Annotated in this window: 23 protein-coding genes; 21 read left to right on the top strand and 2 right to left on the bottom strand. The window is 54.5% G+C overall.

Going from position 1 to position 18292, the window contains the following annotated elements; translation table 11 throughout:
- The first annotated feature begins 138 nt into the window (after window positions 1-138).
- The 3 genes from PCH01S_RS12285 to PCH01S_RS12275 all read left to right on the top strand — a co-directional run bounded on the left by PCH01S_RS12285 (window position 139) and on the right by PCH01S_RS12275 (window position 2864).
- Entirely contained in the window at window positions 139-747 is a 609-nt protein-coding gene (locus tag PCH01S_RS12285) for a GbsR/MarR family transcriptional regulator (protein ID WP_042229666.1), read from the top strand.
- Window positions 748-1050: 303 nt separating this feature from the next.
- Window positions 1051-1860, top strand: a complete 810-nt coding sequence (locus PCH01S_RS29290; protein ID WP_053228704.1) for a hypothetical protein — start codon at window positions 1051-1053, stop codon at window positions 1858-1860.
- Between the two features lie 632 nt (window positions 1861-2492).
- A complete protein-coding gene (locus tag PCH01S_RS12275) occupies window positions 2493-2864 on the top strand; it encodes a hypothetical protein (protein ID WP_042229665.1) in 372 nt (123 codons plus the stop codon).
- A 77-nt stretch (window positions 2865-2941) separates the two neighbouring features.
- Here PCH01S_RS12275 and PCH01S_RS12270 read toward each other — a convergent pair whose 3' ends face one another.
- Both PCH01S_RS12270 and PCH01S_RS12265 read right to left on the bottom strand, forming a co-directional pair.
- The gene (locus PCH01S_RS12270) at window positions 2942-5206 is read right to left on the bottom strand and encodes an AraC family transcriptional regulator (protein ID WP_241688800.1); all 2265 of its coding nucleotides are present in this window, start codon (window positions 5204-5206) and stop codon (window positions 2942-2944) included.
- Window positions 5207-5410: 204 nt separating this feature from the next.
- Window positions 5411-6283, bottom strand: a complete 873-nt coding sequence (locus PCH01S_RS12265; protein WP_042229664.1) for a hypothetical protein — start codon at window positions 6281-6283, stop codon at window positions 5411-5413.
- A 186-nt stretch (window positions 6284-6469) separates the two neighbouring features.
- Here PCH01S_RS12265 and PCH01S_RS12260 point away from each other — a divergent pair, with 186 nt between their 5' ends.
- The 18 genes from PCH01S_RS12260 (at window position 6470) to PCH01S_RS12180 (ending at window position 18279) form a co-directional block, all read left to right on the top strand.
- Window positions 6470-7369, top strand: coding sequence for a glycosyltransferase family 2 protein (locus PCH01S_RS12260; RefSeq protein WP_042229662.1), 900 nt, complete (start codon window positions 6470-6472; stop codon window positions 7367-7369).
- A 26-nt stretch (window positions 7370-7395) separates the two neighbouring features.
- The gene (locus PCH01S_RS12255) at window positions 7396-8970 is read left to right on the top strand and encodes a M2 family metallopeptidase (protein WP_241688801.1); all 1575 of its coding nucleotides are present in this window, start codon (window positions 7396-7398) and stop codon (window positions 8968-8970) included.
- Between the two features lie 69 nt (window positions 8971-9039).
- The gene (locus PCH01S_RS12250; protein ID WP_255246836.1) at window positions 9040-9291 is read left to right on the top strand and encodes a hypothetical protein; all 252 of its coding nucleotides are present in this window, start codon (window positions 9040-9042) and stop codon (window positions 9289-9291) included.
- The gene (locus PCH01S_RS30410) at window positions 9239-9484 is read left to right on the top strand and encodes a hypothetical protein (protein WP_129112456.1); all 246 of its coding nucleotides are present in this window, start codon (window positions 9239-9241) and stop codon (window positions 9482-9484) included. The genes PCH01S_RS12250 and PCH01S_RS30410 overlap by 53 nt, the downstream gene beginning before the upstream one ends.
- A gap of 134 nt (window positions 9485-9618) precedes the next feature.
- A complete protein-coding gene (locus tag PCH01S_RS12245) occupies window positions 9619-10290 on the top strand; it encodes a helix-turn-helix transcriptional regulator (RefSeq protein WP_241688802.1) in 672 nt (223 codons plus the stop codon).
- Between the two features lie 20 nt (window positions 10291-10310).
- A complete protein-coding gene (locus PCH01S_RS12240) occupies window positions 10311-11252 on the top strand; it encodes a hypothetical protein (protein ID WP_042229658.1) in 942 nt (313 codons plus the stop codon).
- Between the two features lie 81 nt (window positions 11253-11333).
- Entirely contained in the window at window positions 11334-11621 is a 288-nt protein-coding gene (locus tag PCH01S_RS12235; protein ID WP_042229656.1) for a hypothetical protein, read from the top strand.
- A 184-nt stretch (window positions 11622-11805) separates the two neighbouring features.
- The gene (locus PCH01S_RS12230) at window positions 11806-12075 is read left to right on the top strand and encodes a hypothetical protein (protein WP_042229655.1); all 270 of its coding nucleotides are present in this window, start codon (window positions 11806-11808) and stop codon (window positions 12073-12075) included.
- A gap of 58 nt (window positions 12076-12133) precedes the next feature.
- A complete protein-coding gene (locus PCH01S_RS12225) occupies window positions 12134-12412 on the top strand; it encodes a hypothetical protein (RefSeq protein ID WP_042229654.1) in 279 nt (92 codons plus the stop codon).
- An 80-nt stretch (window positions 12413-12492) separates the two neighbouring features.
- Window positions 12493-13065, top strand: a complete 573-nt coding sequence (locus PCH01S_RS12220) for a hypothetical protein (RefSeq protein ID WP_042229653.1) — start codon at window positions 12493-12495, stop codon at window positions 13063-13065.
- Window positions 13066-13168: 103 nt separating this feature from the next.
- Complete coding sequence (locus PCH01S_RS12215) at window positions 13169-13441, top strand: hypothetical protein (protein ID WP_042229652.1); 273 nt, start codon at window positions 13169-13171, stop codon at window positions 13439-13441.
- 95 nt (window positions 13442-13536) lie between these two features.
- A complete protein-coding gene (locus tag PCH01S_RS12210) occupies window positions 13537-13821 on the top strand; it encodes a hypothetical protein (RefSeq protein WP_042229651.1) in 285 nt (94 codons plus the stop codon).
- 124 nt (window positions 13822-13945) lie between these two features.
- Window positions 13946-14959, top strand: coding sequence for a BtrH N-terminal domain-containing protein (locus PCH01S_RS12205; RefSeq protein WP_241688803.1), 1014 nt, complete (start codon window positions 13946-13948; stop codon window positions 14957-14959).
- Between the two features lie 106 nt (window positions 14960-15065).
- Window positions 15066-15413, top strand: coding sequence for an HAD hydrolase family protein (locus tag PCH01S_RS12200; protein ID WP_042229650.1), 348 nt, complete (start codon window positions 15066-15068; stop codon window positions 15411-15413).
- Window positions 15410-16153 carry a glycosyltransferase family 2 protein gene (locus PCH01S_RS12195; RefSeq protein WP_042229648.1) on the top strand — a complete coding sequence of 248 codons (744 nt, stop codon included), beginning with the start codon at window positions 15410-15412 and terminating at the stop codon, window positions 16151-16153. The genes PCH01S_RS12200 and PCH01S_RS12195 overlap by 4 nt, the downstream gene beginning before the upstream one ends.
- Window positions 16150-17358, top strand: coding sequence for a glycosyltransferase (locus PCH01S_RS12190; protein ID WP_042229646.1), 1209 nt, complete (start codon window positions 16150-16152; stop codon window positions 17356-17358). Before PCH01S_RS12195 ends, PCH01S_RS12190 begins: the two co-directional genes overlap by 4 nt.
- Entirely contained in the window at window positions 17355-17732 is a 378-nt protein-coding gene (acpS, locus tag PCH01S_RS12185) for a holo-ACP synthase (protein ID WP_042229644.1), read from the top strand. Before PCH01S_RS12190 ends, acpS begins: the two co-directional genes overlap by 4 nt.
- A gap of 169 nt (window positions 17733-17901) precedes the next feature.
- Window positions 17902-18279 carry a VOC family protein gene (locus tag PCH01S_RS12180; RefSeq protein ID WP_042229643.1) on the top strand — a complete coding sequence of 126 codons (378 nt, stop codon included), beginning with the start codon at window positions 17902-17904 and terminating at the stop codon, window positions 18277-18279.
- Window positions 18280-18292: the final 13 nt, after the last annotated feature.

The following is an 18292-nucleotide window of genomic DNA, read 5'->3' as shown; positions in this document are numbered from 1 at the left end:
TTTACGTACGATACGTTAAGTATACTCCGTATAACGCCGTATTCCTTCTTTCGTGTTTTCTTTACTTATCGAGGGGACTTTGATTACAATACAATTTAGAGGTTGAGAAGCAGCAGCTTGTTCCTCAGGAGGGAAACCATGAACGATCTCAGCGGCTTTACGACAGAGCAGAGCCAGAAAATTCAAAAAAACCGTGAACGAGTTATTGATTCCATCGGCAAAAATATGGATTTATACGGCATTACCTTGTCGATCGGGCACTTATATGGTTACATGTACTTCAATAACGGCCCCGTCACGCTGGATGAACTGAGCAAAACGATGGGGATGAGCAAGACTTCCATGAGCACCGGTGTCCGGACGCTGATGGATTTGAAAATGATCGACAAGGTATGGGGAAAAGGCACACGCAAAGACCTGTACGAGGTGGAACCGGACTGGTACCAGAATTTCAGCGATTTTTTCTCCATTAAATGGCGTAAAGCGGTGGAAGGGAATATGAACGCCCTCAACAAATCGCTCGTCGAACTGCGGCATATGAAGAAGGAATACGAAGAGAGTCCGGAGCTCCAGGCCGTGCTTGATGCGGACGAAGCGAAAATCTCGCACGCCATGGATTATTACAAGTGGCTACTGAGGCTGATCGAGGCGATGGAAACCGGCAAGATTTTCGAGCTGATTCCGAAAGAGCCCCGGGAACCCGCTTCAGACGAAGCCGGCCGGCCGGAGCGCGACGGGAAAGAATAAGAAAAAGGACAAGCCGCCTAGGCTTGTCCTTTTTTATTTGGAGAGAATGCAACAGCTCGGGGGGCAGCGGAATAACGAGCCCCTCCAGATTGAGGGATATTAACGTAAGCAATCGCAGTCGCATATGCAAAAAGTGCCCTGTAAGGGGGCTTTTTCCGATTACGGACAACGCCTTTGTCCAAAGTTAGGCGGACTAAATTTAAAGGTTTATTTTTACAAAACATTAACATTAGAAAAAGAAACAATATTTGTTGTTTTACGTCTAATATTGGAAAAAAATAATTTTACAGAGGAGATGTTTCTATGAAGGCTGGGCTGTTTAAAGTTATGTCGCTTGTGTTAGTTTTTTGCATTATGTTATCTCAAGTAGCTAATGCGGCAACGGATACCCTGAAAGAAAGTTTAACTTCCTATCAGCTTCCTGTGAGAGATTTAAATGGTAATGTTATTGGAACTCAAAATACTACATTGCGCTTAGAACTTTCCAAAGAAAAGAATGTAGAAACGGTGACTATGTTTGACGAGACTACTTACAATTTTTTTAAAGATGAGGACGTTTATAAAAAAGTATATAAAAATGGTTCCCGTGTAACAAAATTAGAAAAGCAAGCTAATGGGGAATTTTTTATCAATGGCTCAAAAGTCAATTTAACGATTAATGAAACAAAAGCCAGCGGAGCATCTCCTCGAGCAGTTGATTCTGGAGGAAAAGAGTGGCTTACATATTATACGAATTTTTCAGATAATCCGGATTTGTACGAGTGTTTGGGATACCCTAGTGCGAATAATTTTTTAGACTATGGTACTGGAACCAAACTAGATAGGTTTGTAAAACCCATCGCCCCTTATACTATGTATAAGTTAAACGATTTTAAAATGTATGCGAATTCAGTTGCAAATGCTAGATCTAATATTAACACTGCCTCTGTGACACTAACCGCAGCAATCGGCACACTTGTTTTGACTTGGGAAACTGTCATCGGTGCAATGGTGGGCACCGGCGGAGCTGCAGTTGCTGCTTATCAAATATATGTAGCTAGTCAGGATGGAAAAGACGCTATGGCAAGCGCTTATAATGTGCTAAAAGGATGGCAGCCAGGGGTTAATACATAAGTAAGCAATCTTTTATGCCTAAGGAGGAGCTCCATGAATAACTTGGCAAAAATACTTCCTTTAGTGGTTGTCATTTGCATCATTGTAATATTCATATACCGACTCTCAACGGGGACGATTAAGACCCGTAAACGAGAAAATATAGGTCTGCTCATATTTTTAATTTTAATGATATGGTTATTTATTTCATATAGATAACCTTTCATGGGTTCAAGCCTCTTTTGGCGAAGTAGGATGATGTCTCAGCTTTGCTGCCTTCTATAAGAGTCAAAGTTCCAGCCGCAGGTATTAGACAAACGCCTTTGTTTCCAACGGGACAAAGGCGTTTGTCTGTCCGTGGGCTAGAGGTCCTCACGAAGCATTTTCTGTGTGTTTCCGCATCCGCGTTTGACTATTGCCAGCCCTAAGCAAAAGTGATCTGTAAAGTCTGCGCTTCACCTGGCACATCCGTAAAACAAAAAAGGACAAGCCCAGGCTTGTCCTTTTTTGTTTGGAGAGAATGCCGCAGTCCGGGGAACAGCGGAATAACCCAGAGGGGACCGGCAGAACGAGCCGGAGTTTGAACCTGCCCCTAAATAGCTTATTATAGAAGGAGTATAAGCTCGTATTTCGCCCTATAGGAGTGGGACCGGATGACCTTAAATGAAAAGATTGCCGCTTATGTCGAATTGATGAATGAAGCTCGTGAAATTTCGAACAGGGCAAACAGCCGGGCCTACGAACTCCGGCAAACAGCGGTTCGGATAGGTTTCGAAGCTACGGCCGCGGCGGAACATGCTGCTCTGATGGCGGAAATCGTGAGGGAAAACACGGAATCGGGCTCCTTATCCAAGCTGATTCACGCCAGCCGCGAAGCCGCATCGAGAGCCGCGGAAGCTACGCTGAAGGCTCTCGATGCCATCAAACAAGCCAACGTAGCGGATCATGAAGCGACCGAAGCTTTTGAACGTACGCGTGAAGCCGCGGAGAAATTGACGGAAGCCCTCCAGGTTGAGGGATATTAACGTAAGCGAACGGAAGTCACGAACGAAATCACAATAGCAATCGCATACGCAAAAAACGCCCTTGAGGGGCGCTTTTTTTATTCCGCGGGCGTCAGCTTGGCGGCTCTGCGGTATTCGCCGGGGGTCTGTCCCGTCCACTTTTTGAACATGCGGTTGAACGACGTGATGTTCCGGTAGCCGATGCGCAGACCGACTTCCACAATGTTGAGCTGAGTTCCCGTCAGCAGTTCCTGTGCTTTGGAAACCCGGATGGCATTCAGGTGGTCGCTGAAATTCGCTCCGGTTTTCTCCTTGATATAGACCGATAAATAGGCGCTCGACATCTGGAGGCGGTCCGCAAGATTTTCGAGGGTCAGCTCCTCCCCGTAGCCGTCCCGAAGAGCGTCCATGACGAAGCGGATCACGGGATCTTCCGTATCTTTCTTCTCGTAGATGAGCGCGGCCGCGGAGAAGAACAGTTCCCGGTAGCCTTCGATATAGTCCTCGAAGGTGCAGCACTCCTTGAGCCGCCGGATAAGCGGTTTGACGGACCAGGCAGCGTCCTGCGCGATTTTACAGATGTCCATGAGCTTCCATACCTTGCCCGCCATGGACTCCGCAAGCTGCCTGTACTGGACGACGCCGGCCCCGGACTCACGCATTTCGGCAAGCTGGCGGCCGATCAGCTCCAGGGCGCCTTTGTCGTCCCCGGCCTGAAGGCAGGCGTTCAGCTCCTGCTCCCGGGCGGGGCTTAGCGCGCAAGCCTGCAGGCCGGAGCGCGTTTCCAGGATGACCTGCGTTTCCTCCGCAAGGGTAGCCTGGCCCGCTCTTTCCAGCGCCTGCCGGTAGGCGTCGTTGAACTGGGAAGCGTGCTCGAACCGCGAGCTGACCGCCACGGCCGCCAGGCACTGCTGCTCGTGGGAATCGAACAGATGCCGGATGTCCCCGAGCATGGCCTGAAGCGTGCCGGCAGCGACTGCGCTGCTGATGACCGTAAGGATCTGGTTCTTCTCCATCTGGAACGTATGCGAACCGGGACTGTGTTCCCTCAGAAGCACGTCGAGATGCTCACGGTAATAGGAGGCAAGCCGCTCGTGCGGGACGGGTTCCTCACCCGGTTTCGCCTGCCGGAACCGGAGTTCATAGACGATAATCTGAAAGCTTTCGTCGCTCGCGATAAAATCCTGCCATTCGTGAATATCCGTATGAATGCTTCTCAGCTTGTTAATGTAGCTGTATTTCGTAAGAAGCGACTGCCGGCTGCGCAGCTCGCTGCGGATTTCAGTCTTTTCCTTGAGAAGATCGGCGATTTTCTCCTGGATGAACGCGAATTCCCGGATCGCGCTGGGCTCGCCGCCGCTGCCGCTCATAACTGCCGAAACCATCTGTTTGACGGGCCGGTTGATCCGGCGGCTGCTCAGCAGGGAGACGGCAAGGGCGATGGCGAGCGACAGGAGGAAAATCGCCAGCAGCGTCCAGTTCAGCTTCCGGAGCTGGGAGACCACGCTGGCATTGGGAACGCCGGTGATGTACGTCAGACCGTCGTCGCCGGTATAGCGGAAATAAACCATTCCGCCCGCAACGGCGGTTCCGCTGTTTTCTTCGAAGGCGGGAAGCCCCACCGGAGCCCCGCTTTCGTCTTCGCCCGTCCCGAAAAGAACGCTTCCATCGCCGTTCAGAACATAAAAGCGGCGCCCGTCTCCGCCTTCCCCGAGAAAGTCGCGCTGCGTCTTGTCCACGTCGAGATAAGCCGTAACGAGATAGCTGCTGCCGCTCAGATGAAAACTGACGGGAAGCAGCTTCTTCTCGGCGGGCGAATTCCAGACGGTCTTGAAATCCGCTGCGGGCAGCAGGGAGAACGCATCCGCCGATTTCAGGCGGTTTTCCCAGAAGAAGAGCGGATAAGCGGAGCTTTTGTACAGCCGGTTGTACTGGTCTTCCGCACCGCTGCTGCCGTCCTTGTCGAGCGTAACGCCGTGCGGCAGGAAATACACCTCGAGGTTGTCGAGAAACAGGTGCGGGTTCGAGGTATCCGAACGGAGCCGGGTTACGATGCTTTTCGCCTCCAGATAACGGAGCTCTTCATCCGTCGCGCCCTGCAGATGCCGGTTGAAAGCGATCACACCGGGATCGTTGTATGTATTGAACAGAAGCGTTTTGATCCGGGAGAAATGCGTGCTGTATTTTTCGGCCGTATTTTTAAGCATGGACTGGTTATGGGCGATAATTTCGCCGTGATATTTGGTCTTGAAATAAGCGAAGGCCGCCAGGTCGAACGCGGCAAACAATCCTATAATGACGAGAAAACTGATCAGCGTCGCAAGGAACAGGGAGGTCGGTCTGGTTTTGTTGAACGGCATCATGCGGTATCTCCTTACTCGTTTGGTGGAAAAGCGGCCGGTCTCTTTCCATTGTACGAGCCGAATGTTAGGGGAGTGTATACGCACGGAACAATTTGCCGCACCCTTGAAGCCTCTGTGCGAAGCCAAGTCGTGAAGCCAAGCCATAACGGGACCACCCGCACAAAAAAAGGCAGTACACGGTCGCCGCCGTATGCTGCCCTTTGCTTATTCCTGTTCCTTTACGGCAGAAAGCTTGCGCCGCTTTACGCTGATTTCATCCAATGAAACTTCGTTCGGATCGATCATGCCGGTAAACTGGTCGTCGTAGGTCAGATCCGCCGTTACGGCGTGCCGTTCTCCCCGTTCGTAGAAAACAATGTCGGCGGGCGCGTTCGTTCCGTAAAAGCGGGAGAGCGCTTTTACAAAATCGTGATACGTCGGAACCGGCATTCCTCCGAGGCTGGTCACGATAACCCCGCCATGCAAACCGGCCCGGCTGGCCGGACTGTTCGGGTACACGGTCGCGATGAAGTTCCCCCGTATGCCCGCGCCGGCAAGTCCCTGCTCTTCCAGTTGTGCGGCGGTTGCCGTATAATTCATGACCCCAAGGCGGGGATAATTAAAAATCGAGTTGCGCAGGTCCAGGCCGAGCTCGATTGTATTTTTCAGATGAAATAGAGATTGTCTCCAGCCCGTTTCTCCGCATTCCCTGACCCACTGCATCGTTTCATCCTCCGTATAGCCTTCAACGGTGACGGTCACCCTGGTACAAGTGCCGCAGCCGATGGGCTCGAAAGCGAACGAGGTCCTTAAGTTGTATTCCCAGAGGGAGCCGTCCGGCAAAATGGACGTGTAGCGCTCGTCGAATCGGATGAGCTCCGGTTTAACGCATTCGGCGCAGACGGCGCGATTCGTTAATTCTCCGATTACGAGGGTGAGCTCGTCCCCCTGGGCGATTTCGGGCTGTGCCCCCGAAAAGGTCGCGATGTCGCTCAAAAAATGTTTCCAGCCTTCCGCTGTCGCCACATACCACCAGATTGCGTCCGCAGACGCGTCGATATAAACCGAATTGACCGTTCTTCCTCTATCCGCATTCATCCCGAAAGCAGTCCTCCTCCGCCTGTCACTGATGCCCTTATTCTATCTTTTTTTACGAACAAATGATCGGTTTTTATCGGCATTCCGAAGGAATAAAAAGCCGAGCGGCCGGCAAGGAAAGCGTTCTATAATGCGGCAAAGCGCATGTTTTAGTTGGACTGCCAGGTCCGGAGGTGGTGGTGTTTTATGACAAAAATGAATGTGGTTATCCCGGTTTACAATCAAGCCTACGCTTTATCCCTGACTTTGCACGGGTTAACCAGGCAGGCGGCCCCTTATAACCGCTGCCCGGTTATCGTCGTAGACGACGGGTCCGAAGAGCCGATCCACGCGGTTGCGGAAGCTTACAGTGGGCGGCTGAATCTCACCTACGTGCGCATCCCCCGCAGCGGCAGGGCGGCCGCCCGTAATGCCGGAGCGAGGCTTCTGGACGAAGGCTGCGTCCTGTTCTGCGATGCGGACCGGATACCGAGGCCGGGATTCATCGAAGCGCATGAACAAGCCTGGCGGAAGCACGGAGGCCACTTTGTGGTGGGGCAGGTCCGGGAGCTCTATGTCCCGGATGCGGAGCAGAACCGGGATCTGGTGCTGGCCCGCTACGGGGAGCAGAAATATGACCGCATTCCGCAGTACTGCCGGCTCGTTTACCGGCTGTTTAACGAAAGCGGGTCGACGGTCTCGCCCGTTCCGTGGATAGCCGCCTTGAGCGGGAATATGTCCCTCCCTCTGGACCTGTTCCGGGATCTGGGAGGCTTCGACGATACATTCCGCGAGTGGGGCTTCGAGCACCTGGAGTTGGGCTACCGGGCCCACCGCCGGCAGATTCCCTTCGCTTACTGCCGGGAAGCGGTGAATGTGCATCTGGCGCATCCGCGGGCGGGCGCCTCTTATGCGGATTTTATCCGGCGGAGCCACGACACGTTTTTCCGCAAGCATCCGCACCCGGTGATAGGGGCTTTCTATGATTTTATGATGGGCAGAATCAGCCGGATTCAGCTTGAGAACCTGGCCTCTACGGGCATGCTCGGCAGCGCGGGGAGAAACACTCCCGACGAATACGTCAGGATTCTCAATTTCAAGGCATGAACCAATCCGAAACGGGGGAAGGACGATTGTCACAACAACGTGTGCAGACCAAGGCCGATTCTTTTTTGGGAAAAACGAACCGCGAGCTGGCCGGCTTGTACGTCCCGATGATGAATTCGCTCTGGAAAGTGATCACGACGGGCGAGTTCCGCTACGTCAAGCAGTGCGAACAAGACGAGAAGGATTATCAGGAGGCGCTTGCCTCTCCGGTTCTGCGTAAGCAGACGGAATATTGGCTGAACCGTCCGGGCCTGTCCGCAGACCAAGAGCGCGAGCTGCAAGTGTTGAAGGCTGAAATGGCGGAATACCGGATGGAGGCGGACGAACGGCAGGCCGCCGCTTCCTTGTGGAACGATCTGCATTACACGATCGGCACGTTCCGGGCGGAAGCGGGCGGCGCTCTGTTGTCGGAGCATGCGGCGCGGGTTCTGATGCGCAGGCTCAAGGACGGGCCTCAGCGCAAGCAGATCTGGCAGGCGGAAATGCGGCTTGGCGGCCTTGTCGCGCCCAAGCTCCTGGAGCTGGTCAAGCTCCGCAACCGCACTGCCCGGCGGCTCGGCTACGCCGATTACTTCGCGATGAAGCTGGAGATCGCTGGGGTCGGCACGGATACGCTGACGGAGCTGATCCGGCAAATCCGCGGCGGTCTGGATTTCGCCTACCGGGAGGTGAAATGCGGGATCGACCTGGAACTGGCCGACCGGTTTCGCATCGCGCGAAGCGAGGTCCGCTCCTGGCATTACACGCATCCGTTTTTCCAGATGCATGATGCGATGGAGGAGCCGCTTGGGGCGGGCACGGATGAAATGGCGGACAAGGTGTCCGGGTGGCTGCTGGAACGCGGATTCGATCTGAGCGCCGTCATCCGCAAGGCGGATCTGGCCGAGCGTCCGGGCAAGGGCCAGGCGAACTGCTGCCTGAACCTGGACCGGGGCCGGGATATCCGCATGTCCTGCAACTTGTCCCCTGACACGAAGGGACTGGCGGTGCTGCTCCACGAAACGGGACATGCCCTTTTCGAAAAAGAGCTGGACCCTTCGCTTCCGTTTCTGCTGCGTCAGCCGGCCCATCCCTTCTTGAGCGAGGGCGTCGCCCTGCTGCTGGAAAGACTGGCGTGGGATGCGGAGTGGAGAGAGGGGCTGTTCGGCGGGCAGCCGGAGGGCGATGCACGGTCCGGTCAAGAACGGCTGCGGAAAGAAACGCTGGTCAGGCTGTATTGGACGCTGACTCTGGTGGAATTCGAGAAGCAATTATACGCAAATCCCGATCAGCCGTTAAACGGCCTATGGTGGGATCTCGTGGAAGAAGTGCAGGGCATACCCCGGCCGGCCGAGTGGGATTATCCGTACTGGGCCGCCAAGGCGCATCTGTCCACGCTCCCGGTCTATTACTACAATTACCTGCTCGGCGAGGCGGCCGCCTCGCAGTTTCAGCACACGCTTCAGGCCCGCTTCAAGGTATGGCACGGGAAAGAAGCGCTGGGGCACCTGCGGAAGGAAGTGTTCCGTCCGGGAGCTTCGGCAAGCTGGCGGGATTTGTTAGCGGCGGGCACTTCGCAGGAGCTGAACCCGCTTTTCCTGATCCGTCAGCTGCAAGGCTGAATTTCGTATCTTAAGGAGGATGCCGGCATGGCAACGATTCATATCCAGAAAAGGACGATCGTTTCCCGTATGGAACGGGATTCGACCGAACCGGTTAACAGCCGGGTCAAGACGTATACGCTCACGCCCGAGGAGCTGGACTATTACCGCAGGCTGCCCCTGTCCGCTGCGGACAAGGCATTCAAGCCCGGACTTAAAGTGATGGCGATGGAACGGAGGGACGGAGATGGCGACGGCAGCCGAGAACCTGATCCGGCAGTTGGACCGCTTGTCGGAGGAACTGAGGGGGACGCTCACGCCCGAGAAGCTGGAGGGGCTTGACGAATGGTTCCGTCTGGAGGCGCCGGAGGCGTGCAGAAACGCCTCTCGTTTGCCGTTTCCGTATAACCAGCGGATACTCCGCCACTTCCGCCGTATGCGGGAGGAAGAACGGCCTTTGCCGGCTATCGCCGGCTTTCTTCGTCACGGGCTGGACGAGATCTACGATATTTTGCGCGATTATCAATCTGCTTAAAATGAAATATTTACCTATAATTCTAGAATAGACAAAAAAATCCTAATGCCATGCAAGAGAACCTGATCTTTCTTTCTTGCGGTTTGATACCATGACGGCACCGAAACCATTACGTGTAGGGGGAATGGGTGCCAGTGGACGTGCTACTTATTATCAGCCATCAGCTTAAGGAAGACGAGTTCGAACGAGTACAGCGGTTGTTTTCCCATATGTCCATCATTGCCGAATCGGATTTTAAAGCGGTCGAGAGGTCGCTCCACCGACAGGAAAAAGCTCACAAGCTATTCGTTTTCCTGTCCTTCGACGAATCGCTCCCCGAGGAATGGAAGATCGAGGAGCTTCAGCTGCAAAGCCCGATAATGGTGCTGCTTAAAGTGAACAAACGTGATCTTTTCGTGTTTTATTCTTTTCTCGATTCAGTGGGGCTTTTGTCCAAGCCGTCCGCCGATGTGTCGGCCAAGCCGGAAATTTCGCCGATGCTGTATCAGTCTCTTGAATATATCGAACAAAATTTGTGCGAAAACGACCTGTCCTTGGAGAAAGTGGCTTCGAGTATTTTCGTCAGCCGGTGTCATTACTCCAGGATGTTTAAAGAATATTTTGGCTTCGGCTTTAAGGAATACGTGATGAACAAACGCATTCAGAAGGCAAAGGCCATGCTGCAAAAAGGAGTGCCGGTCACGGATGTATGCTATGCCGTCGGCTACGGGGATTTAACGCATTTCGGCCGGGTCTTCAAAAGGCTGGTCGGGATAAACCCTTCGGTTTACCGGGGACAAAGGCGGGAAGCGCCGTCCTGCGGATAACGGGAAAGGGGGGAGGAGCTATGGAAACGGAGCCGATTCGCTCCCGTTATTTCAACCGGCTCACGATCGGGCCGGACGGGCGGTCCGTCCGCAAAACGAGCCGTCACGACAAGAAACTCCGCGACGAGATCAGTTGGTACCTGAATCTGCCGGAGGAATTGCAAACGTATATCCCCGGTATCCTGGGCTACTCGCTGCAAGATCAAGTATATCTGTGCCTGGAGTATATTCAGGCCCCGACTTTATCGGAGCTGTACATGAGCGGGCGGATGGATCAGGAAGGCTGGGCGGGCGTTTTCGCCCGGCTGGACCGGCTCTTCGGCCGGTTTGCCTCCTTCCCCGCCGAGCTGGCTCCAGCCTGTTTGCACGAGATGTACATCGGCAAGACCCAAACCCGCATGGCGGCCTTTTTAAACAGCAACGAGCGGGCCAGACGGTTTTACAACCAGGGCTATTACCGGCTGAACGGAAAGATGGTGCTCTGCCCCTTCCGGATTTTCGAAAGCCACCTCGGGGGTTTCCGATCCCTGCTCGCTAATCCGGCTATCGCTGTTTTGCACGGCGACCTCTGTTTCTCCAATGTGCTCTATGCGCCGGACACACAGGCCGTCAAACTGGTAGATCCCCGGGGCAGCTTCGGCAATCCGGGGATCTACGGCGACAGGCGGTACGACCTGGCGAAAATCAGACACAGCTTGAACGGGTACGAGCATATTGTCCGAGGCCGCTACTCCTTGCAAACGGAGGGCAACGACATCCGGCTGGAAATCCCGTTTACGGACGGGCAGATCCGGCTTCTCCGCGACTGGGACCGGCATCTGGGCGGCGGTCTGCGGGATGTGGCCAAGATCGAGGCGCTTCTGTTCCTTTCCATGCTGCCGCTTCATAGGGAGAGCCCTGAGCGCCAACTGGCTTTGTACGCCGTGGCAACCCGTCTGTTGTATGAAATTTTCGCCGATTAAAAGCCCCTCGTTAAGCCGAGGATCTTGGCGCTCATTCTTCTATACTGAAAAGGAGCCCAACAGAAAAGGAGAGTGACAAGAATGAATCAGACGGCTGCAAAATTTGTGATGGCGACTGCGATTCTCGTTTCGCCGGCGGCGGGAACAGCGCTGAAGGCAAGCGCTCAAACCGCTGCGGTTCAGGCCCAGCCTGCGGTTCAACCGGCCGGTCAGGCTGCGCAAGCTGCACAGGCTGTACAATCGGCGACATCCGGCACATTGTCCCAAACCGGAGTTTCCGGCGTGAAGACGGAGTCCCGGGAAAAGCTGCAGGAGTTCGGCGGAGCCAACTATTTCACCCCGTCAGTTGTGGGGAAAACTCCAGCGTGACCGGTCAAAAGAGATAAGCGCCCGACGCTTATCTCTTTTGTGTGTTCAGGCAGGGTCAAGGCCGGGAAGGTTTCGTGGTGCACGAAACTTTCGCAGGTTGAAGTCATCCGGTAAAGCCGAGAGAGCCGGGGGCTATTTTTCTATACTGAAGAAGTAGTCCATCCGAACAAAGGAGGTGAAACGAATGAAAGAGATCACGTCTAAATTTATTATCGCCACCGCTATTCTGGCGGCTCCTGCGGCCGCAACCGCTCTGCAGGTCAGCGCCCAGACCGTGGCTGTCCAGCCGGCGGCTTCCCATGAAGCGGCTTCGGCCGTTCAGACTGCGAAGCCTCAGGTACAGGCTGCGGAGACGTCCAAGGCGTCTGTGTATGAATCCGCCCGTATCGGCAGCATAGAGGAATATACGCTGGCGGGCCCTTCTTTCGGTCCCCCGCAAAAAACGATGGCCTAGTTTCTGTTTCATTGACTGTGCACTCTTGCCTGCGCAAGAGTAAGGGAGGATGGGTAACATGAACCAAACGGCTGCCAAGTTCGTTATCGCCACCGCTATTCTGGCGGCTCCGGCGGAAACCGCTCTGAACGCCAGCGCGCACGCCGCAGCTGTCCAGAGCCAGCCTTCGAAGAGCTCTGAAAGCGTGAGCACGGCCGTCACGGCTTACCGGCCATCCATTGCTGCCGCTTCCGAAACAAAGCCTGAGCCTCAGTCCAGGGCTTCCGCCGGTATTGTTGAATTAGTCGAGGCGGAGCCTTCTTTTACGTTCAATGCGGTTATAAAGAGATTGGCTTAAGCCGACTAAAAAGAGAGATGAGCGGGTTAGAGGCTTATCTCTCTTCTCTCTTTACGCCCATGCAGACAGGGAGGGAGTACATGAATCACCGGATGTTTACATGCCTCGATCTGAGGCCCTGCTTGAATAATTGCGGAACGACAGGCAGCCATAACTATCACGAGGGCTACTTAAGCTTGGCAAGGGCTTCTTTTCCGGAAGAATCGTTTCCGTTCGATACCCCTTTTGAATTTAAACAAATTCCGTTCGTTCTATTTAAGCGGCACACTTTCGATAATATCGTTACGGAGGGACAGTCTATCGAGTTCCCCCGGCAGCGGGTGACCAAAATTCATCTTCTCGGCACTTCAAGCGACGCCAATATGGCGGATTATGTGTATTTAATGCTGGACGAGCGGGAGGTCTCGAAGCAAAAGATTCTGTTATCCCATTTTATTTCGGAGGTTCCTTTCCCGCGTAACGAGTGTGTAATCGAAACGTCCTGCCTACATACGATGGATGGCCCTCTTACGCACAGATCCGCCAGGCTCTGGTATGACGGAATTGAATTAGACCGTCCGGTCGAGATGAACCGGATTACATTTGAGGACAACCCTTGCATGCATGTGTTCGGCCTGACGCTCGAAAGCGAATCCATACCGGACAGTAGGTAATATTTTCCTAATAAATGGGAGGGATACAGCCGAGGACCACGCAAGGAAAACTTTTATACTGAAGGAGAACCGGTATTCTTTAGAAGAAAGGAGGGTGGATGGAATGAAAGAAACGACTTCTAAGTTTCTCATTGCAACTGCTGTACTGGTGTCTCCCGCTATGGGGACGGCCCTGGACGTCAGCGCAGGGCAGCCTGCGGTTATCCAGACGTACTCGGCGCTTGCGGACGTTCAGCAGGATCGGGCGGTCTCCGCGTCTGAAGACACTTATGCAAGCTTACAGACAGCGAAGAAGGCGTCCGATCTGCGTTTGCAGGAACCGGGAGAATATACGGTTTCGGGCGTATCGTCACTGTGCGTAAAATGTGTGGCCTAAGTACCTGAAAAACTCCGGTGAGACGAGCACACAAGCGCAGTCTCCCGTTTTTCATGCGAAGAATTGCCCATTCCGGGGAAAGGAAGGTGAAACGGATGAACCAAACGGCCGCGAAATTCGTCATTGCCACCGCCATTCTTGTCTCTCCTGCGGCGGTTGAGACTCTTAACGCGAGTACGACTGTACAGGCGTTGACCGCCCAGAGCACGGCTGCGGATTCTTTGCGGGCGGAGCCGGCGAGCGGGGCATTTCTTTCCGGCAGCACCCTTGCGGGTGTCCAAACTACCCCGTCTGAGGCCGGGAAAGATGTGCGGCAGGAAGCAGCGTACACGGTACCGCCTCCAGACTCGACTTGCGCAGGATTTGCCCTGAAATGCTAGGTGAGTTTGGCGGCAGTTTCCGATGACCGGAAGAGATAAGCTGTAACCCGGCTTATCTCTTTCTCTCATTTATGAAGCGATGGAATCCCGATTTACAGCTTAACGGAGGAGGACGGACCGACGGATGTCTTTTACGTTATACAAAGAAACCCGATTGAATTGTTTCTATGTCAATATTGCCGCTCTGCTGAAGCGCCTTCCCGTTGAAGAGGGCCATCTGGTTTACCTGTTCAATCAGGCCGGATTGTTTTACCGCGATACGGAGGACGAGGATGAGTTCCAAATCAGCCCCTATTACCGGCAGCTGGACGATTTCGTATATGGGCTGTTCGGCGCCCGGCTCCATAAGGAGGCAGCCTCTGCGGGAAACGAGTATATGCGGATGCTGAAAGCGGCTCTTGCAAACGGAAAGAGCGCAATCATCGAATCCGATATTTATTATTTGCCGTACAGCGGGTTTTATAAAAGGACCCATTTCCCGCACGCCTTGGAGGTGATCGGCTGCCGGGAGGGCACGTTCGAAATCTGCGATCATTATTACGAATATCACGGCTTTCTCGAAGAGTCCGAACTGCAGGCCGTATTCGACGCTTCGCTGAACAGCGCGTTTTATAAACGGTTGTATGTGTGGTTCCTGGTAAGAACGGACGGGCCCCCTCCCGAGGAGCTTACGCCGGCATTCTGCAAAAGCGTAATCCGGGACAACCAGGCGAATATGACGGGAGCGATCACGTACGATTGCCCGCCGGGCAGCTATGCCGGTCTCGCCGCTTTCGTGCCCATTTGCGACAAAATAAGAAGCTTGAAGACGATCGAAGAGGACGCCGTCAAGTTTAAGTCGGCCAGTTATTTGTATGAAGGATTCAAGGAAATCGCCAACTCCCGGTATCACCATCACCTTTTTCTTAAAGCGATCGGAGAGCACCCGCTTGCCGAATCGTATCTGGAAGCCGACCAAAGCTGGATGGTGGCGGCTAATCTGCTTATGCGGGCGGCGACGGGCAATCAATTCGAGGCTTTCGAAGAGCGGGTATTGGCCCGAATGGAGCGGGTGAAGCAGAAGGAAGCCGATAATACCGCCCTTCTGCAGCAGTGGCTCGACCGGCGGAGGGAGGGGCCGTCCGATGACGTCCGATGACGTCCGCAGGGATGAATCAACAACCGCCTAATATCCCGCAACGGAATCTGATTCTTGTCCGGCCCGCTCTGGTACGATTGCCGTAGGCAAAGAATGGAGGAATACTATGCGGATCGTATTGGATTTGGACGGGACTATTTGCACATTGAAAAAAGAAGGCGAGTCGTATGCCGATGTTACGCCTTTACCGGGCTCGGTCGAGGCTCTGCGCAGGCTGAAAGAAGAAGGGCACCGGATTATCATCCACACGGCCCGTCATATGAAAACGTGCGGGGGCAATGTCGGGGAGGTTCTTGCCCGGGTCGGCAGCCTGACGCTGGACTGGCTGGAACGCTACGAAATCCCCTACGACGAAATTGTTTTCGGCAAGCCTTACGGCGACGTGTACGTGGACGATCTGGCCCTGGTCTACCACAGCTGGGACGAGGTTCTGGAACGGCTGAACATCGGATGAAGCCCATCCAAATCGTGATTCCGATGGCGGGCCGGGGGCAGCGCTTCCGGGATGCGGGCATATCCGTTCCGAAAATGCTCATACCCGTTGCGGGAAAGCCGATGCTGCAATGGGCGCTGGAAAGTTTAACGCCGCATTTTCCCGGGAATACAATCTTGTTCGTCTGTCTGGAAGAACATCTGGAGCAGGGAGAATTGGAGACGGTCATCAGAAGCTGCTGCGGGAATGCCGTTATCCGCTCTCTGCCCGAAGTTACGGGAGGACAGGCGGAGACGGTGTTAAGCACGGAAGCGTGCCTTGATCCGGAGCTGCCCCTTCTCATTTACAATTGCGATACGTATACGGAATCCTCCATAGGCAGAACGATCCGCACGAGAGGAAACGAGGCCGACGGGATTATCTCCGTGTTTACTTCCGCCAGCCCCGCTTACAGCTATGTGCGGACAGACGAGGGGGACCGGGTCGCGGAGGTCAGGGAGAAGCGGGTGATCTCAAACCGGGCGACGACGGGGCTGTACTATTTCCGGCAAGCCGGACTGTTTCTGGAGTCGGCGGAGGAAGCGGTGCGCTTCGGAACGGCGGAAGGCGAAACCTACGTGGCTCCGCTGTACAACCGGCTGATCGCGCGGGGATTTACCGTCGTCGCGGACCAGGCGGACAGATGCTTTCCTCTGGGAACGCCGGAGGAGGCTGCTTCTTTTACAAGAAACTACAGAAAGCGGGAGAGTGATGGGGCATGACGAAACGGATCTTTTTCGGTTTAAGCGGCGGCCTTGGCCCCGTGCTCCGGTGTTTGCCGGTAGCCGAGCACTTCCGGCGTTCCGGACATGCTGTGGCTTTCAGCATATACGGGGAGGGCAGCGCTGCTTTTATTGAAAGCAGAGGTTTCAAGCATCTGCCTGACGACGATCCGACCGTTCCGTCCGCGGAGAGGATGATAGCCGGGGGTCCGGTTTTCTATAACCTGGACCATTACTATGCGGGAGCGGGCCTGCTCGACCCGGATTTCGTCCAGGCCTGGATTCATCACCGGATTCGCATGCTGGAGAAATTCAACGCCGATCTGGTTATTACGGACATGAGTCCCCACACGGCAATCGCCGCCCGTTATCTGGGCATTCCGGTTGCCTCGATCACCCAGTCCTGCTTCCATCCGGACGGGCAGCCCATGCATTATTGGGGGCGGCCTCCCCGTAATCTGCCGAGAGTGACGCCGGTCGTCAACCGGGTGCTGAACAGGCTGGGCCTGCCGGACATCCGGCGTATGGAGCAGCTTAATGCGGGGACGCTCAACTTTATCCCGGGCATTCCGGAGATGGACCCTGTCTACACGAACGGCGTTCGTTATGTGGGCCCGATCGAATACCCGGCCGCAGGTCCCGCCGGCGCCCGTCTTCCGGACGAGCCGTTTGTCCTCGTCTATCCGGGCAGGCTGCAGGATACCGCGGGCGCTACGGGTTTGCAGCTGCTGAATCATGTCACGGAGGCATTCGGAGGGAAAGCGGAAGCGGTCGTTATAGCCGCAAGCGACGGACTGCCGGAGCGTTTGAAGGCGGGGCTTCCCGCGAATGTCACGGTCATCCCGTATTTTAATTCGCATATGCTGCAGAACTGCCGGTTGTTTATCCACCACGGGGGACATGGAAGCTGCCTGTCCGCCATCATGAGGGGCATTCCGTCGCTTATCCTGCCGACGCATACGGAGCGGGAGTTCAATGCCCGCAAGGTGCAGGAAACGGGAGCGGGAGAGTATATGCTGCCGGGAACGTTTACGGCCGATCATTTGTATAAGCTTGCCTTATATATAATCGAAGACGGTTACAAAGAACGGGCCGGGGAACTCGCTTCGCTGATCCGGAGCCGCAAGTACGGAGGAGCGAGGGAAATCTACAAGCGGTGCATGTCGCTTTTGAACCGAAGGGCGATGGCCCTGGAGGAGCTATGATCTACGGAATTGGCGTGGATTTACAGAACATTGCCCAGCTTGAAGAGGCGGTGAAAAGGCAGGGGGAGAGCTTCCTGCGGAAGGTGTTCACGGACCGCGAGCGGGCTTACTGCAGCCGGCATACGAGTCCCGCCCAGCATCTGGCGGCAAGGTGGGCCGTCAAAGAAGCGTTCCTGAAGGCGACGGGTTCCGGGCTGGGCGGGCAGTACTTATTTAAGGACCTCGAAGTCGTTAACAAACCCTCCGGTCAGCCTGAACTTATCCTGCACGGAAAGGCCCAGGAGGACTGCAAGCGTCTGGGACTTCACATTTACATAAGCATCTCTCATTCGGGGGAGTATGCGCTCGGCCAGGTGGTCCTCTGCAAGGCCTGAACATGTTCCGCAGTCTGTTGAAATGTCTCCGCCGGAGGCAGCCAGCAGGCTTTTTTTCCGTGGAGCGCACCCATTATTTCTTGACGCTCGAACAGCCGCAAAGGTAAGATGTAAATAGCTTTATCCAATTATGGAAGTGTATACCTATAAAGATCAAGGAGCTGATCCCGTGACCCAGACTTTGACCGGAATAGATCATGTTCAACTGCCTGTTTCTGACCTGAAGCAATCCATTGAGTGGTATGGGAAAATGTTCGGCTGCACGCTGCTCGACAACTACGGGGAATGTGCGATGCTGAAACTGGAGAACGGCCCGAATTTAATGCTGTGGCAGTCCAGCGATTATTCTTCCGCACATTTTGACAAAGACGGAGAGACCATGCCGGTCATTTTCTTCAAAAGCAACGAAATCGATCTCCTCGCCAGCAGGCTGGAAGAAGAACAGGTCAGAATCGTCAGCTTCGATGACGGCGGCTTCGCCAAGTTTCTGAAATTTTACGACATTAACAATAATTTTATCGGCGTTTTACAATTGGCGGAGGCTTAAAAAACCTCGGCAA

It is taken from the genome of Paenibacillus chitinolyticus NBRC 15660 (genome assembly GCF_000739915.1).
Classification (GTDB): Bacteria; Bacillota; Bacilli; order Paenibacillales; family NBRC-103111; genus Paenibacillus_F; species Paenibacillus_F chitinolyticus.
This window is presented reverse-complemented; position numbering and strand designations above follow the sequence as displayed.